Source organism: Embleya sp. L77 (assembly GCF_055557415.1).
Genome location: NZ_CM145709.1, coordinates 6,040,478 through 6,055,463 on the forward strand (window position 1 = coordinate 6,040,478; position 14,986 = coordinate 6,055,463).

Here is a 14,986-nt window from a genome sequence, read left to right on the forward strand (position 1 = left end):
TCAGGAGCCGGGCTCCGTCGGAGCGATCGAGCACGGGCTGTCCGACCCGGCGCCCATAATGGCCAGCCGGTCGATGTCCCAAGGAGATGCGATGTCCGATGACTATCCCGACTTCCAGCTGAGCCTGCCGAATGGCGGACCGCTTGCCCGTGGGCGATTGCTGGCCAGCCGGGGCAGCAACGGCAGCCAGCAGTTCCTGGTACTCGCGGGGTCACCGGCGCGTGCGGAGGCGGTCCCATCGATGAAGACGCGCGCCGCGTCCTCCTACCGAAGGCGGGAGGAGCTCATCGCCGACGGGAAATTGAGGCCTTCCGAGCGCTGGCCGGGTTGGTACGAGGCGACCGAGGACATCGTGTGCGGTTCGCCGAGTGCAGCCGGCGACATCCTGAAGGGGCGCAACACGAACGGGTGGACGTCGTGGGAGACCGCCGACGGGCGCCCGCTCTCCGACTTCATGGCCGGCGTCTGGATGGGCCCCAATCGGCCCTGGCTGGTGCGTGGCGCGAACGTATCGGGCGAAGACCTGGTGCAACGAATGTGGTTGCCGGAGGGGCGGGTCTCCTTGCAGGCCGCGCGCCTGCGGCCCGGAGTGGCGCAGGGAATCAGCAAGGAGACCTTGCGCGGTTACGTCGAAGAGGATTACGACTCGACCGCGACCTATAGTCAAAAGGCGGACCTGGTCGAGGAATTCCACGCCTTCCTGTCCCGGATGAAACCCGGCGACACCGTGTGCACGCTTTCCGGGGGGAAACTCTACCTCGGCGAAGTCACCGGGCCGGCCGAGCAATTGGCTTCCGAGGACGGCCGATCCAATCTGCGTCGACCGGTGGAGTGGCAGGACCGGGGATTCGATTATGCGCAGCTCCCCGAGGAGATCCAGCAAAAGTTGTCCGGCCAGCACGATGTCATCGACATGAGCAGTGTCGCCGGGGAACTCAACGCACTCGGCCTCAGTGACGAGGAAGTCGCCGACGACCTGGAGGAAGCCGAGCGTGACCCCAGTGTCGTGGTCTCGGCGCTGCCCGTGCGCCGCGAGTTGGCGCTGCCCGACCCCACCGAGGACCTCGCTCGGGATCTCCTCGTTCACGACGTCGGCTGGCTGAGCGAGGTCCGCGATCTGCTGTGGGACGAGCGCCAGGTGGTGCTCCACGGTCCGCCCGGCACCGGCAAGACCCACCTTGCCCAGCGGATCGCCGAGTTCCTGGGTGGCGGCCGGGAACAGGTCAAGTTGGTCCAGTTCCACCCCTCCTACTCCTACGAGGACTTCTTCGAAGGATTCCGCCCTCGCGAGGACCCGCGGACCGGTGAGGTCGCCTTCCGGCTGACCGCCGGCCCGCTGCGGGAACTCGCCGACCTGGCCTCGCGCGAGGGAAATCGGCACGTCCCGTACTTCCTGATCATCGACGAACTCAACCGTGCGAATCTCGCCAAGGTGTTCGGCGAGTTGTATTTCCTCCTGGAGTACCGGAACCGGTCGGTGCGACTGACCTACTCCGCGGAAGACTTCGCACTGCCACCGAACATCTTTGTCATCGGCACGATGAACACGACCGACCGCTCGATCGCCCTGGTGGACGCCGCGATGCGTCGGCGCTTCGCCTTCATCGAACTGTCTCCGCGGATCGAGCCCACCGAGGGGCTGCTGCGCCGCTGGTTGGCCGCGGAAGGCCGGGACAGCGAACCGGCCGCCCTGCTGGACGAGCTCAACTCCCGGATCATGAGCGAGGATTTCCGGATCGGCCCCGCCTACCTGATGAAGCCGGGCGTCTACCGCGACGGCGGCCTGGAACGCACCTGGCGCACCAAGATTCTGCCGCTGTTGGCGGAGCACCACTACGGCGAGGACCTCGACGTCGAAGCCCGCTACGGCCTGCCCGCCCTGCGCCGAGCCATCGCCCGTCGCACCTCCACGCAACAGGCCGGCGCGGGCGACACCGCATCGTGACCATCGAGATCGAACTGCGGGAATACGCGCCGGCGACGGAACACCGACTGGAAGACGCGGTCGGGAGGGCACTCGCCGGCAGCGGTATCGTCTCCGCCTCCCCGGACCCGTACCTGTCGGGAATCTGGCGGCTCAAGGCCGGCAGCCGGGTCGGCGTGATCACCGTCGCGGCGCCGGGTGTGAGCACGGTGGTCCTGCGCATCGTCCCGAAGGTGCAGATCAAGCGGCTCTTCTTCCTGTTGGGCTACGCCCTCGACCCCAAGGGGTGGCGGGCCGATGACGCCGATCTCGCGGAACACACCACGCTGCTGCCCGCGTTGTCGCATGCCTTCGTCCGGCATACCGAGCGGGCGCTCGCCCACGGGTTGCTCCGGGGCTATCACCACAGCGAGGAAACCGCCTGGGTGGTCCGAGGGCGCATCCGCGAAGCGGAGCAGATTCGGCACCGCTACGGCGCGTCGGTACCCGTCGAGGTCGGCTACGACGAGTGCGACGTCGACATCCCGGAGAACCGATTGTTGCGGGCGGCGGTGGAGCGGCTGGTCCGACTGCCGGGCGTACCGGACACCGTGCGTCGCCGCCTACAGCGGCAGCGGGCGCGGTTGATGCAGGTGTCACCGCACACGCCGGGCCTGGCGCATCCCACGTGGCAACCGACCCGGCTCAACGCGCGATATCACCACGCGCTGCGCCTGAGCGAATTGATCCTGCGGGACACCTCGGTGGAACACACCTCGGGAAACGTGCGGGTCACCGGCTTCCTGTTCAACATGGACAAGGTTTTCGAGGACTTCGTCTGCGCGGCCCTGGCCCGCGTTTTGGCCGGGCGCGGGGGGCGCATCGAAGTCCAGTGCCGCAACGAGTGCCTGGACGAGCGAGGCATGGTCGGGCTGCGCCCCGACCTGCTTTGGTACGACGGGTCGGACCGGCCTCGTGCCGTGGTCGATGCCAAATACAAAGCCGACAACGTCAAACGTTTTCCGGGTGCCGACCTCTATCAGATGCTTGCCTACTGCACCGCACTGGAACTTCCGGCCGGTCATCTCGTCTATGCCAAGGGCAACGAAACGGAGACCGTACACGTCGTCCGCGGCGCAGGCACGGTGATCACTCAGCACGCCCTGGATCTGGAACAGGATCCGCCCCACGTACTGGCCGAGGTGGCAGCCATCGCGAACGCACTGACGCACTGACCGCGATTGTCTCGCCGATGTGCGGGTCGGCGGCCCCAGTTCGCGGCATTCGCGGCGTTGGCGACCGCCACGGCGGTTGCCCGGGCTGCTGTTTCGAGTTGGGTTATGCCGTCGGGCACGGAGATTTGGTTGTCGGAGAGGACGGCGATCAGGAGGGGGCGGCCGGCGTGGGTGATGTGGGTGATGCTGTTGATCACCCATAGGCCGGTGGCGTCGCGGGGGAGCCAGCCGTTTTTGAGGGCAGGGGCGGTGCCGGGGTCGGCGGAAGTCGATGAGAGGGTGCGCTCGGGCGGCCGTCGACGGCATCCTGCGTTCGGCATTCCGCATCCGACGTTCGGCGTCCGGCATTTCGGCACCGGGGCGCCCGGGTGACGGGGGCTGCGGGCCTGGGAGACTCGCCGGATGGTGCGCTTTCGGTTCGTGCTGCGTCCGGTGTCGGCGGTCCGACCTGGGGTGCGGACTCCCCTTGATGGGGCTGGTTCATCCTGACGGACGGCCGGTACCGGATCGAACCGTCGGCGACGAACTGCCGTGCCACGCCGACGGTATGGCGGACCCGCCGTCGTCCTCGCCGGCGGCGGGCCGGCGAGCAGGCTGACGGACGGGCCGGTGGGCGGGCAGTCGGGCGGTACCGGCTGATGCCGGCCGTGTGGCCTCAGGGCCGGTGCGCGTTTCGGCTCACGTGCAGGGCCCACAACACGGGATGATCGGACCATGCCCGCTGCCGCCGTGCCACCTCGCCGATCGGTCGCCGCAGTTTCGGACGCCGCCGAAACGGACGCCGCCTGGGCCGCCTTCCCGCGCGGACCCTGGCCCGTCGGCGAGCGCCTGCCGCAGGCCACGCCGAGCGAGGCCCGTCGGGCGCACCTGGAACTGCCGCGCTCGCTCGCCGTCGTACCCGGCGCCGGGATCGCGCAGAATCCCGTGTTCGACCCCGCACTCACGCACTACGCGCGGGCGGTGCGCGCCGGTGAGCCTCGATTCGAGGACGCGGCCGCGGAGGCACGTTGGCATCGGGCACGCCGGGCGGCCGTGGACCATGTGCTGGAGGCGGTTGCCGGGTCCTGCTGGGTGGACGATCTCGTCTTGCGCGGCAGTGTGTTGCTGAAGGCGTGGTACGGGTCGGCCGCCCGCGAGCCCGGTGACCTGGACTTCGTGGTGACGTCGAGCGGATGGAGCGTCAGCGACGGCCGGACCGAGCGGATGTTCGCCGACATCGCGCGGCGGGCCGAGCGGTTGTCCGGAGTCGGGGGCGGACCCGAGGACGTGCGAGTCGTGTCGACACTCGCGTTGAGCGACGAGATCTGGACCTACGATCGGGTGCCGGGGCGGCGACTGGTGCTGCCGTGGCGGGCCGAGGGCGTGCCGGCGGGAACGGTGCAACTGGACTTCGTGTTCGGTGAACATCTGCCCTCCGAACCCGAGCCGACCGAGATTCCCCGCTCGGACGCGAGCGGGTCGCACCTGCTGCTCGGGGCCACACCGGAACAGTCCCTGGCGTGGAAGCTGTTGTGGCTGGTCGACGACATCCATCCGCAGGGCAAGGACCTCTACGACGCGGTCCTGCTTGCGGAGAACACCTCGCTGGGCGTGCCGTTGTTGCGGGAGACCTTCATGGCAGGTGATCCCAGCCATGGAGGCCGGCCGTTCACCGCAGACTTGCTCGCGGTCCGTGTGGATCTTCGCGAGTTCCACAAGGAGTACCCGGAGTTGCCCGGGACGGATCTGGAGGCACGACTGCTTCGTGCACTCGCGCCGACCCTTGCGGCAGCGGCGGGGGTCGGCGCGAGTGGATATCACCTGGCTGTACTGCGGCTCGCTCCGTGGATCGCCCGGTACGGTCCGCTGCGGGAACGGCCACAGGTCCTGTTGGCCCGGCTCGGCGCGGACTCGTGGCACCTGGACGCGGCTGCGGTGGTGTACCGCGAGGTGGTCGGCCACGGGACCTGCGACCTTGTCGAGGCGGCGCGGATCGTGGCCGCGTATCGCGACACGTGTGCTGCGTACGACGGTCACTATGCGCGGAACCCGCATCTGATCGGCGAGGCGGTCGAGCGGCTGCGTTGAGGGTGGGCGCGGGGGAGGTCGGGACCTTCGCCGAGCCGTGCCGCCGACCGGCTCCGCCGACGCGCTCTGCGCGCTTGTCTTGCGTCGCCGACTCTCGCCTTCGCCTGCCCGGCGTCGCCGGAAGGTTGGTGCCGGGGAGGTGGTCAGGTCGGTTGTTGGTGCAGGAGTTGGATGGAGCGTTCGCGCATCTCGATTTTGCGGATTTTGCCGGTCACCGTCATGGGGAACGTGTCCACGAGGTGTACGTAGCGCGGGATTTTGTAGTGGGCCAGGCGGCCGGTGCAGAACTCGCGGAGTCGGGTTGCGGTGAGTTCGGGGGCGCCGGGGCGGAGTTTGATCCAGGCCATCAGTTCCTCGCCGTAGCGTTCGTCGGGCACGCCGACGACCTGGACGTCCTCGATGTCGGGGTGGCCGTACAGGAATTCCTCGATCTCGCGCGGATAGACGTTCTCGCCGCCACGGATCACCATGTCCTTGATCCGGCCGACGATCGAGACGTAGCCGTCGGCGTCCATCGTGGCCAGGTCGCCGGTGTGCATCCAGCCGTCCGCGTCGATCACCTCGGCGGTGCGCTCGGGATCGCGCCAGTAGCCGAGCATCACCGAGTAGCCCCGGGTGCAGAACTCGCCGGGGGTGCCCTCGGGCACGGTTGCGCCGGTGGTCGGGTCGATCACCTTGATCTCCAGGTGCGGGTGCACTCGGCCGACCGTGCCCACGCGGCGTTCCAGCGAGTCGTCGCGGCGGGTCTGGGTGGACACCGGCGAGGTCTCGGTCATGCCGTAGCAGATGGTCACCTCGGTCATGCCCATCCGGTCGATCACCCGCTTCATCACCTCGACCGGGCACGGTGAGCCCGCCATCACGCCGGTGCGCAGCGTGGACAGGTCGTACTTGCCCGCCTCGAGGTCGGGCAGCGCGAGTTCGGCGATGAACATCGTCGGGACGCCGTACAGGACCGTGCAGCGCTCCTCGTGCACGGCGCGCAGCGTGGCGGCCGGGTCGAACAGGGCGGCGGGGATCACCATGCACGCGCCGTGGCTGCTTGCGCCGAGATTGCCCATCACCATGCCGAAGCAGTGGTAGAAGGGCACCGGCAGGCACACCCGGTCGGCCGCCGTCCAGCCCTGGATCTCGGCGACCTGGAAGCCGTTGCCCAGGATGTTGCGGTGCGAGAGGGTGGCGCCCTTGGGGAAGCCGGTGGTGCCGGAGGTGTACTGGATGTTGATCGGATCCTCGGGACGCAGCGTGGCCTCGCGGGCGCGCAACCGCTCCACCGAGACCGTGGCGCCTTCGGCGAGCAGGGCCGGCCAGTCCGGGGTGTCGATGTGTACGACGCGCTCCAGGTCCGGGCAGGCGGGGCGGACCTCGGTGACCATCGCCGGATAGTCGCTGGTCTTGATGCGCGACGCGGCGACCAGCAGCCTGGTGCCGGATTGGGCCAGCGCGTATTGGATCTCGTGCACCCGGTAGGCCGGGTTGAGGTTGACCAGGATCGCGCCCACCCGGGCGGAGGCGTACTGGACGAGGGTCCACTCGGCGCAGTTGGGCGACCAGATGCCGACCCGGTCGCCCGTCTCGATGCCGATGCCGATCAGGGCGCGGGCGAGGTCGTCGACGGCGGCGTCGAACTCGGCGTACGTCCAGCGCCGGCCGCTCGCGCACTCGACGAGGGCGTCGTGGTCGGGGTACGTGACGGCGATCCGGGCCAGGTTGGCGCCGATGGTCTCGTTCGGGAGCGGCGGCGTACGTTCGCCCTGGCGGGTGGCGAGGCGATTCGGGGCGGGGGCGTCCGAGGGCTGCGGGGGCGGGGGCGGGGGAGCGGTCATCGCGGGTCACCTGCCTGGTCGGGATGGGGGGTGCCGTGGGCGCGAGGGGTGGTGTTGCGGTGTTGGGCTGCTGGGGTGCTGTGGCGTCTTGGTGCTTGGTGCTTGGTGCCTTGCGGCTGTGGGGCTGTGGGGCTGTGGGGCTGTGGTGCGACGGTTTCTGTGGTTCTGCGTTGTTGTCGGGGACGGTAGGCGGGGGTGGGTGGGGGCGGCGAGTGGTGTACCCCCGAATGGGGGTGATGCGATGCGGGGCTCGGCAGTACGTTGCCCTTGCGCCGGGGGCGTGGGGCTCGTGGCGGGTCGAACGCGGGTCGGTCCCGGGCCGGTCCCAGGCCGGGTGCAGACCGGTGCAGGCCGGACGTACGGAGGAAGCATGAGCGGGTACGCGGGCTCGGTCGGCGATTCGGTGGGTCGGGCGGTCGAGCGGTTTCGGGCGCGGACCGGGGTGGACGTCGCCTTCGCCGGCCCGTGTCCCGGCGCGGGGGATCGGCTGGTGATCTCGTATCTGAGCGGGACCTCGACGCGCGTGCTCGCGGGGCTCACGGTGGTGGCGGGGACCGGGGTCGGCGGCAAGGCGATCACCACGCGGCGGCCGGTTCGGGTGGTCGACTACGTCGCGGCGTCGGCGATCAGCCACGAGTACGACCGCGCGGTCACCACGGAGGGCGTGCGTGCGGTGTTCGCGGTGCCGGTGCTCGCGGGGCGCGGGGTGGCGGCGGTGCTGTACGGGGCGCTGCGGCGGCCGTCGGACTTCGGCGACGGGATCCTGACCTCGGCCTGTGACGCCGCGCGGGACGCCGGGCGCGAGATCGCGGTTGCCCGCGAGGTCGAGCAACGGATGGCGCAGGCGGCGGAGTTGCCGGGATGGGCGGCCTTGGAGATTCGGCTGGCGTACGCGGATTTGCTGGCGCTGGCCGGGGCCGCGACGGATCCCGGGCTGGGGGAGCGGTTGCGGGAGGTCTGCGGGCGGTTGGCGCGGACGGCGGGTGCGAGTGCCGCCGGCGAACCTGCCGATGAGGGCCGCGGGGTGCGGAGCGTGCGGTTGACGCCTCGGGAGACGGATGTGCTGGCGTTGGTTGCGGTGGGGCGGACCAATGCGGAGGTGGGGCAGGCGCTCGGGCTGGGGGCGGAGACGGTCAAGAGCTACCTGCGGGCCGCGATGCGGAAATTGGGGGCGCACAATCGGGTCGAAGCGGTTGTTGCGGCGCGTGCGGGTGGGCACTTGCCGTAGGCGGTGGCGGATGGCCGCGTAGTTGCCTGAGCGGCCTGCCGGGCCGTCCTCAAACGCCGGATGGGCCGGCTGTGAACGCACGCGCTCGGCTTGCGGCCCGGATTGTCCTCAAACGCCGGACGGGCTGGATGGCCGGGCGGGTCCGGTGGTTGGGTGGGTTGTGCGTGCCGGCCGGTGGCCTGGTGTGTCCTCAAGCGCGCGCCCCGGACGGGCTGGATTGTTCGGGTGGGCTGTAGGGCTGACTTGGCGTCTGGTAGTCCTCAAGCGCCGGATGGGCTGGATCGCAGCGTGGGCTGGATGGCTGGGTGGGTTGTGGGTGTCGGCCTGCGGCCTGGCGCGTCCCCTCAAGTGCCGGACCGGCTGGGTGGCCGGAGCACTGGGTGGCCGGGTGGGCTGGATTGGTGCGGTGGGTTTTGAGCGCCGGCTCGCGGCCTGGGTTGTCCTCCGGCGCCGGACGGGCTGGATGGTTGCGCGGGCCGGGTGGCGGGGTGGGTGTCTCGGGGGGTGGGCTTGGGGGTGGGTGGGTTGGGGGGAGACGGTAGTTTTGGGGGTGATCCGTTGCTTGGGGGGTCCGCCCCGATTGAGTTGCCAAGGAGGGACGTCATGTCCTTGCTGACCGTTTGGCCAGAGACCGACGCCGCCGAGGAGATCCTGCGTACCTCCGACCCCGTCGAGATCGCCGCCGCGCTGGAGCCGATCGGTGTGCGGTTCGAGCGCTGGACGGCCGACGTGGAGCTGCCGGACGGCGCGACGCAGGACGAGGTGATCGCGGCGTACCGGACCGAGGTGGACCGGATCACCGCCGCCGAGGGCTACATCCAGGTCGACGTGATCCGGCTCCAGCCCTCGGACGACCCGGAGTGGCCGGCCAAGGCCGCCGGGGCGCGGGCCAAGTTCCTCACCGAGCACACCCACGACGACGACGAGGTGCGCTTCTTCGTCGAGGGCGCGGGCATCTTCTACCTGCACATCGCCGGCCGCGTGCACGCCGTGCTGTGCGAGGCGGGCGACCTGCTCTCGGTGCCCAAGGGCATCACCCACTGGTTCGACATGGGCGTCGAACCCTCGGTCGCCGCGATCCGGTTCTTCCACGACGAGGACGGTTGGATCGGCGACTTCACCGGCGACCCGATCTCCTCCCGCTTCCCGGACTTCGACGAGATCTGGGCCGGGTACGCGGCGTGAGCGACGGCACCACCACACCGCTGACGGTCGTCGTCGACATCGAGGGCACCACCAGCGCCACCGGCTTCATCACGGAGCAGCTCTACCCGTACTCCCGTGCGCACTTCGCCCGTTGGTTGGACGAACACGGCGACCACCCGGACGTCGTGCGTGCGGCCGACGGCGTACGCGCACTGATCGGCGAGCCGGACGCGGACACCAGGCGGATCGTCGAGGCGCTCAACGGCTGGCTCGACCGGGACGAGAAGGTCACCCCGCTCAAGGCCCTCCAGGGCCTGATCTGGGCCGAGGGCTTCGCGTCCGGCGAACTGACCTCGCACTTCTACCCGGATGCGATCCCCGCGCTGCGCGCCTGGCACGCGGCCGGGCATCGGCTGTACATCTTCTCGTCCGGCTCGGTCGCCGCGCAGCGCGCGTGGTTCGGCAGTTCGCCGGAGGGTTCGTTGTTGCCGCTGTTCTCCGGCCACTTCGACACCGAGAACGCGGGCCCCAAGCGGGTGGCCGACTCGTACCGGACGATCGCGGCGATGATCGGCGAGCCGCGACCGGAACGCCTGGTCTTCCTCTCCGACCTGGTCGAGGAGTTGGACGCGGCGCGCGAGGCCGGTTGGTGGACGATCGGCGTGCGCCGGCCCGACGCGGACGAGCCGTACTACGACCGGGGCGTGGGCGACCACCCGGAGACGGCGACCTTCGCCCGTCTTGACCTGACCGGCGACCGCCCGATCCTGCGCGAGCCCTGAATCCTCAGCCCTCAGCGCCGAGTCCTGAGCCCTCAGCCCGAGCGGATGGCGTGAGCCCGAGTGGGCAGCGAAAAGCGGCCGGTGGCACGGAAGTTCGTACCGCCGGCCGCCCGGCCCGTCCAGACGACAGCAGCCCCCGCCCGCGCTGCCGGCATTCCCTCAGCCGAACCGCTCCACCCGGATGCGTGTGGTCGGCACCCCCGCCGCGGTGAGCAACCGCCCCGCATGCTCCGCGAAGCCGGTCGAGCCGCAGACGAACACCTCGTAGCGCTCGTCCGCGAGCACCGCCGCGGCATGCGGTGCGATCGTCTCCGCGCCGAGCCGGCCCACCGGATGCGGATACCCGGCGGGCGCCGCCCGGCTGTACAGCACGGTGTGCTCCTCGCCCGGCAGCGGGGCCAACTCCCGCGCGTACAACAGGTCTTCCGGCGTACGTGCGCAGGCCACCAGGCGCAGCGGCACGGTCAACCCGCGCCGGCGGCGGTGCCGGACCATCGCCATCAGCGGGACCAGTCCGGAACCGCCGGCCACCAGCAGTGCCGGCCGGTCGCCGGGCCAGGCGAAGAACCCGCCGAGCGGGCCGCGTACCTCCAGGACGTCGCCGACCCGGGCCACGTCGTGCACGAAGCCGGACACCTCACCGCCGGGCAAACGGTCGACGGTGAACTCGATGTGCCCCTCGTCGTCCGGCGCCGAGCCGACCGAGTAGTGCCGCTGCGCGGTGTACCCGTCGGCGGCGGTCAGCCGCAGCATGTAGTGCTGGCCCGCGACGTGCGGGTGCCACACCGGCAGCGCGAGCCGTACCGTGACCGCGTTGGGCGTCTCGCGGCGCACCTCGACCACGGTTGCCGCCTGCCAGTCCACCTTCCCGCGCAGACTCGGCGCGGCGCGGCCGGGCGCGGCGAAGGCGGGAATCGGCGGCAGGCCCGGCCGGCGCGGCCCGCCGGCCCCGTTCGGCCCGCCGGCCCCGACCGGTCCGCTGCGTCCGCTCGTCGACACCGTCGCCTCAGTCACCGGAATACCTCTCCTCCGCCCACGGATCACCACGATGGTGATAGCCGTTGACCTCCCAGAAGCCCGGTTCGTCGTGGTCGAGCAGGCGCAGGCCCGCGATCCACTTGACGCTCTTCCAGAAGTACAGGTGCGGCACCAGCAGCCGCGCGGGCCCGCCGTGCGCGGGGGTCAGCGGCGCGCCCTCGAAGTCGAACGCGATCCAGGCCCGGCCACCGGTCAGGTCGGCGAGCGTGAGGTTGGTGGTGTACCCGGTGTGCGAGTAGGCCACCGCGTGGGTGGCCGTGGACTGCGGGCCCGCCTCGGCCAGGAACGCGTCCAGCGGGATGCCGGAGAAGTCGGTGCTCAGCTTGGACCACGAGGTGACGCAGTGGATCGGCCCGTCGTAGGTCTCGCGGGGCAACTCGTGCGCCTGTTCCCAGTCCCACGCGCGCGGCCGGTCGACCAGTCCGTCGATCCGGAACGACCAGTCGGCCGGCGCGAGTTCGGGGGTGACCTCGGCGGAGAGCACGGGGAAGTCGTGGCGTGCGTCGTACTGGCCCGGAGGCAATCGCGGGTCGCGTTCCGCGGCCGTGTGCCGACCGACGAAGCCGCGCGTGGTGGAACTCATGTCGAGACCTCCTGACTCATGTCGAGACCTTCCGACTCACGTCGAGACGTTCCGACTCGTCCGAGAGCCCATGGCTCTTACCCGGTCGCCCGGACGGGTTCGGCAGCGTGGCGGCCAGTGCGTTCAGGTCCTCGATCGCCGCGCCTTCGTCGATCGTAAGCAGTCGACGATCGCGCATCACGACCCGGCCGTCGATCACCGTGTCCCGCACGTCGGCGGGGCCGGCCGCGTAGGCGAGCATCGACCACGGGTCGTGCCGGGGCGTCAGGTGCGGCCGGTTCAGGTCCAGCACGACCAGGTCGGCCGCCTTGCCGACCTCGATCGAACCGGTCAGCGCGCCGATCCCGATCGCCCGGGCGCCGTCCGCGGTGGCCATCCGGACCGCGGTGCGGGCCCCGATCAGGGTCGGATCGGGCGTGCCGCCCGGGGTGACCCGGTGCAGCGTCGCGGCGGCGCGGATCGGGCCGAACAGGTCGAGCGCGTTGGCACTGACCGCGCCGTCGGTGCCCAGGCCCACCGGAACGCCGGCGGCCAGCAGTTCGGGCAGCCGGGCCACGCCGGAGGCCAGCTTGAGGTTGGAGACCGGGCAGTGCGCCACACCCGCGCCGGACGCCGCGATCAGCGCGATCTCCTCGTCGGTAAGGCAGACCGCGTGCGCCAGCAGCGTTCCCGGGCGCAACAGCCCGAGATCGTGCAGGAGTTCCACCGGACGGCGGCCGTACCGCTCGCGCACGGTGGCCACCTCGGCCGCGTTCTCCGCCGCGTGGATGTGCAGCAACGCGTGGTGTTCGCGGGCCAGTTCGCCGACCGCGAGCAATTGCTCCGGGTTCAGCGTGTAGGTGCTGTGCGGGGTCACGCAGCGGGCGGGCGCGGTGCCGGCGGACGCGCGGTCACCCGCCGAGCGGCCGAGCAACGCTGGCGCCAGGCGCAGCCGCGCGGCGAAGTCGAGCCCGTCCGGCGGCCCGGGCACGTCCATGAAGGTCGGCCCGGTGACCAGCCGAAAGCCCGCCTCGGCGGCGGCCGCGAGCCCCGCCTCGGGGAACCAGTACATGTCCATCGCGGTGGTCACCCCCGCCCGGATCGACTCGGCCAGGGCGAGGCGGACCGCGACACGCACGACCTCGGCGGTCAGCACCGCGCTCTCGGCGGCCACCAGCCGCTCCAGGAACACCTGGAGGTCGACGTCGTCGGCCCGGCCCCGGAACAGCGTCATCGCCGAGTGCGCGTGCGCGTTGACCAGGCCGGGCAACACCAGGCACCCGCGCGCGTCCAGGGTCGGTGCCCCCGGATACCGGGCGGCCGTCTCGGTCGCCGAGCCGACCGCGACGATCCGGCCGGCCTCGATCGCCACCGCGCCGTCGGGTACGTACGTGTCGGAGGCGTCCGCGGTGAGCACCGCGCCGCCGGTGACGAGCAGGTCGATCACGCCCGCTCCGCCGCCTCGCCGGCCTCGTCCAGGGCCAGCCGGTACAGCGCGTCCAGCGCCACCACGACGCCGCGCTCGACGCCCTCGGCGACCACCCGGCGGTGCGGGTCGTATGTCGAGCCGCCGGACTCGTCGACCAGGTCGTCGGCCGCGATCCCGTCCACGACCAGCACGCCGCCGGCCCGGTGTCCGCCCAGCGCGGCGAACACCAGCAGCGCGGACAGCTCCATCTCGATCGCGAGCACCCCGGCCGCCTGGTACGGCTTCATCGGCAACTCCAGCACGCCCGGCATGAACGCGGCCCGGGTCCACACGATGCCCCGGTGGTGCGGCGCGGCGTGCGCGCGGGCCGCGGTGTCCAGCGCGAGCACCACCTCGGGGGTGGAGAAGGCCGGGAACTCGGCCGGGACCAACTGCTGGGTCACCCCGTCGTCGCGGACCGCACCGGTGGCCACCACCAGATCGCCGTCACCCACGCCGCGCGCCATCGCGCCCGCGGTGCCGAGTCGGATGAAGGTACGCACGCCCGCCTCGGCCAGTTCACCGAACAGGCACACCGCGCCGGGGCCGCCCACGCCGTGCGAGGACACCACGATCGGCACGCCGCGCCAGCTGCCCGCGTAGCTGACGTACTCGCGGTTGGCGCCGATCTGCCGTGCGTCGTCCAGCCGTTCGGCGACCAGTGCGGCGCGCGCCGGGTCGCCGACGACCAGCGCGTGCGCGGGCAGGCCGCTGCTGGGGATCTTGGTGATCGGCAGTATGGCCGGGCGGGTGGTGCTGCTCATGGCTGCGACTCCGAGGTGGTGCGGGCGAATCGGCGAGGACGGGGGATGCGGCCGGTGAGCCGGCCCGGGGGCGCGGCGCCGCGGCGGGCGCGCGAGCGGGTGGCCAGGAACAGCGCGACCAGGGTCATCACGTACGGCGCGGCGTCGGCGGCCTGCTGCGGCATGCCTTCGCCCTGGAGGCGGAAGCCGACCGCCTCGACCAGGCCGAACAGGATGCCCGCGAGCAGGACGCCGATCGGCAGCGCGCGTCCGAGCATCACCGCGACCACCGCGATCCAGCCGCGACCGGCGGTCATGTTCTCGGAGAACAGCGTCACGTTGCCGAGCGCGAGCTGTGCGCCGGCCAGGCCGCACAGGGCGCCCGAGGTCAGGATCGCGGCATAGCGGTAGCGGGCGACGCTGACGCCGAGCGACTGGGCGGCCTCCGGGGCCTCGCCCACGCCGCGCAGCCGCACGCCCCACGGGTGCCGGGACAGCAGTACGGCGATCACCACGACGGCGACCCAGGACAGGTACACCAGCGGGGAGTGGCCGGACAGCGCGCGGCCCAGGAAGGGCATCGACTCCAGGCCGGGGATGTCGACCGGTTGCAGGCCCTCGAGGTCCGGGTCGCCGAAGGTGCCCTGCTTGCCGAAGACGGTACGCAGGAGGAAGCCGGTCAGCCCGACGGCGAGCAGGTTCAGCGCGATGCACAACACCACCGCGTCCGCGCCCAGCGTGACCGCGCCGATCGCCAGCAGCAGGGAGAAGACCATCGCGGCGAGCACCGCCGAGATCACGCCGACCCACACGCTGCCGCCGAACCAGCTGCCGGTGACGGCCGCGAAGCAGCCGATCAGCATGGTGCCTTCCAGCGACACGTTGAACACGCCGGCGCGTTCGCACAGCGCGCCGCCGAGGGCGGCGAACAGGATCGGGGTGAGCGCGCGCAGCGCGGAGAAGATCAGTTCGGCGTCGAAGGACATGG

Annotated in this window: 12 protein-coding genes; 6 read left to right on the forward strand and 6 right to left on the reverse strand. The window is 71.3% G+C overall.

Annotated elements, in window-relative coordinates:
* The first annotated feature begins 91 nt into the window (after positions 1–91).
* The 3 genes from ACZOOI_RS25790 to ACZOOI_RS25800 all read left to right on the forward strand — a co-directional run bounded on the left by ACZOOI_RS25790 (position 92) and on the right by ACZOOI_RS25800 (position 5,205).
* Positions 92–1,945, forward strand: coding sequence for a DUF4357 domain-containing protein (locus ACZOOI_RS25790; RefSeq protein WP_465278067.1), 1,854 nt, complete (start codon positions 92–94; stop codon positions 1,943–1,945).
* Entirely contained in the window at positions 1,942–3,138 is a 1,197-nt protein-coding gene (locus tag ACZOOI_RS25795) for an McrC family protein (RefSeq protein ID WP_465278068.1), read from the forward strand. The genes ACZOOI_RS25790 and ACZOOI_RS25795 overlap by 4 nt, the downstream gene beginning before the upstream one ends.
* A gap of 714 nt (positions 3,139–3,852) precedes the next feature.
* A complete protein-coding gene (locus ACZOOI_RS25800; protein ID WP_465278069.1) occupies positions 3,853–5,205 on the forward strand; it encodes a nucleotidyl transferase AbiEii/AbiGii toxin family protein in 1,353 nt (450 codons plus the stop codon).
* 143 nt (positions 5,206–5,348) lie between these two features.
* Here the strand turns inward: ACZOOI_RS25800 and ACZOOI_RS25805 are convergent, their stop codons facing one another.
* Positions 5,349–7,031 carry an AMP-binding protein gene (locus ACZOOI_RS25805; RefSeq protein ID WP_465278070.1) on the reverse strand — a complete coding sequence of 561 codons (1,683 nt, stop codon included), beginning with the start codon at positions 7,029–7,031 and terminating at the stop codon, positions 5,349–5,351.
* Positions 7,032–7,401: 370 nt separating this feature from the next.
* On the opposite strand from ACZOOI_RS25805, the gene ACZOOI_RS25810 reads away from it, so the two are divergent.
* The 3 genes from ACZOOI_RS25810 (at position 7,402) to mtnC (ending at position 10,187) form a co-directional block, all read left to right on the forward strand.
* Positions 7,402–8,259, forward strand: a complete 858-nt coding sequence (locus tag ACZOOI_RS25810) for a LuxR C-terminal-related transcriptional regulator (protein ID WP_465278071.1) — start codon at positions 7,402–7,404, stop codon at positions 8,257–8,259.
* Positions 8,260–8,862: 603 nt separating this feature from the next.
* A complete protein-coding gene (locus ACZOOI_RS25815) occupies positions 8,863–9,444 on the forward strand; it encodes a 1,2-dihydroxy-3-keto-5-methylthiopentene dioxygenase (protein ID WP_396004591.1) in 582 nt (193 codons plus the stop codon).
* Positions 9,441–10,187 carry an acireductone synthase gene (gene mtnC / locus ACZOOI_RS25820; protein ID WP_396004592.1) on the forward strand — a complete coding sequence of 249 codons (747 nt, stop codon included), beginning with the start codon at positions 9,441–9,443 and terminating at the stop codon, positions 10,185–10,187. Before ACZOOI_RS25815 ends, mtnC begins: the two co-directional genes overlap by 4 nt.
* 159 nt (positions 10,188–10,346) lie before the next feature.
* On the opposite strand, the gene ACZOOI_RS25825 is transcribed toward mtnC, so the two are convergent.
* From ACZOOI_RS25825 to ACZOOI_RS25845, 5 genes are all read right to left on the reverse strand, one after another.
* Positions 10,347–11,111 (reverse strand): ferredoxin reductase, encoded by a 765-nt coding sequence (locus tag ACZOOI_RS25825; protein WP_465281289.1) that lies wholly within the window; start codon positions 11,109–11,111, stop codon positions 10,347–10,349.
* Positions 11,112–11,193: 82 nt separating this feature from the next.
* Positions 11,194–11,808: a sulfite oxidase-like oxidoreductase gene (locus ACZOOI_RS25830; protein WP_465278072.1), complete on the reverse strand. Its 615-nt coding sequence runs from the start codon at positions 11,806–11,808 to the stop codon at positions 11,194–11,196.
* Between the two features lie 16 nt (positions 11,809–11,824).
* A complete protein-coding gene (locus ACZOOI_RS25835) occupies positions 11,825–13,234 on the reverse strand; it encodes an amidohydrolase family protein (RefSeq protein WP_465278073.1) in 1,410 nt (469 codons plus the stop codon).
* Positions 13,231–14,019, reverse strand: a complete 789-nt coding sequence (locus tag ACZOOI_RS25840) for a nucleoside phosphorylase (protein ID WP_465278074.1) — start codon at positions 14,017–14,019, stop codon at positions 13,231–13,233. Before ACZOOI_RS25840 ends, ACZOOI_RS25835 begins: the two co-directional genes overlap by 4 nt.
* Positions 14,016–14,984: an ABC transporter permease gene (locus ACZOOI_RS25845; RefSeq protein ID WP_465281290.1), complete on the reverse strand. Its 969-nt coding sequence runs from the start codon at positions 14,982–14,984 to the stop codon at positions 14,016–14,018. Before ACZOOI_RS25845 ends, ACZOOI_RS25840 begins: the two co-directional genes overlap by 4 nt.
* Positions 14,985–14,986: the final 2 nt, after the last annotated feature.

Bases quoted from the DNA above. Each gene is read 5' to 3' on its own strand.
- ACZOOI_RS25790 (WP_465278067.1), top strand. From the start codon at position 92: ATGTCCGATGACTATCCCGACTTCCAGCTGAGCCTGCCGAATGGCGGA.
- ACZOOI_RS25800 (WP_465278069.1), top strand. From the start codon at position 3,853: ATGCCCGCTGCCGCCGTGCCACCTCGCCGATCGGTCGCCGCAGTTTCG.
- ACZOOI_RS25805 (WP_465278070.1), bottom strand. From the start codon at position 7,031: ATGACCGCTCCCCCGCCCCCGCCCCCGCAGCCCTCGGACGCCCCCGCC.
- ACZOOI_RS25810 (WP_465278071.1), top strand. From the start codon at position 7,402: ATGAGCGGGTACGCGGGCTCGGTCGGCGATTCGGTGGGTCGGGCGGTC.
- ACZOOI_RS25815 (WP_396004591.1), top strand. From the start codon at position 8,863: ATGTCCTTGCTGACCGTTTGGCCAGAGACCGACGCCGCCGAGGAGATC.
- ACZOOI_RS25830 (WP_465278072.1), bottom strand. From the start codon at position 11,808: ATGAGTTCCACCACGCGCGGCTTCGTCGGTCGGCACACGGCCGCGGAA.
- ACZOOI_RS25840 (WP_465278074.1), bottom strand. From the start codon at position 14,019: ATGAGCAGCACCACCCGCCCGGCCATACTGCCGATCACCAAGATCCCC.
- ACZOOI_RS25845 (WP_465281290.1), bottom strand. From the start codon at position 14,984: ATGTCCTTCGACGCCGAACTGATCTTCTCCGCGCTGCGCGCGCTCACC.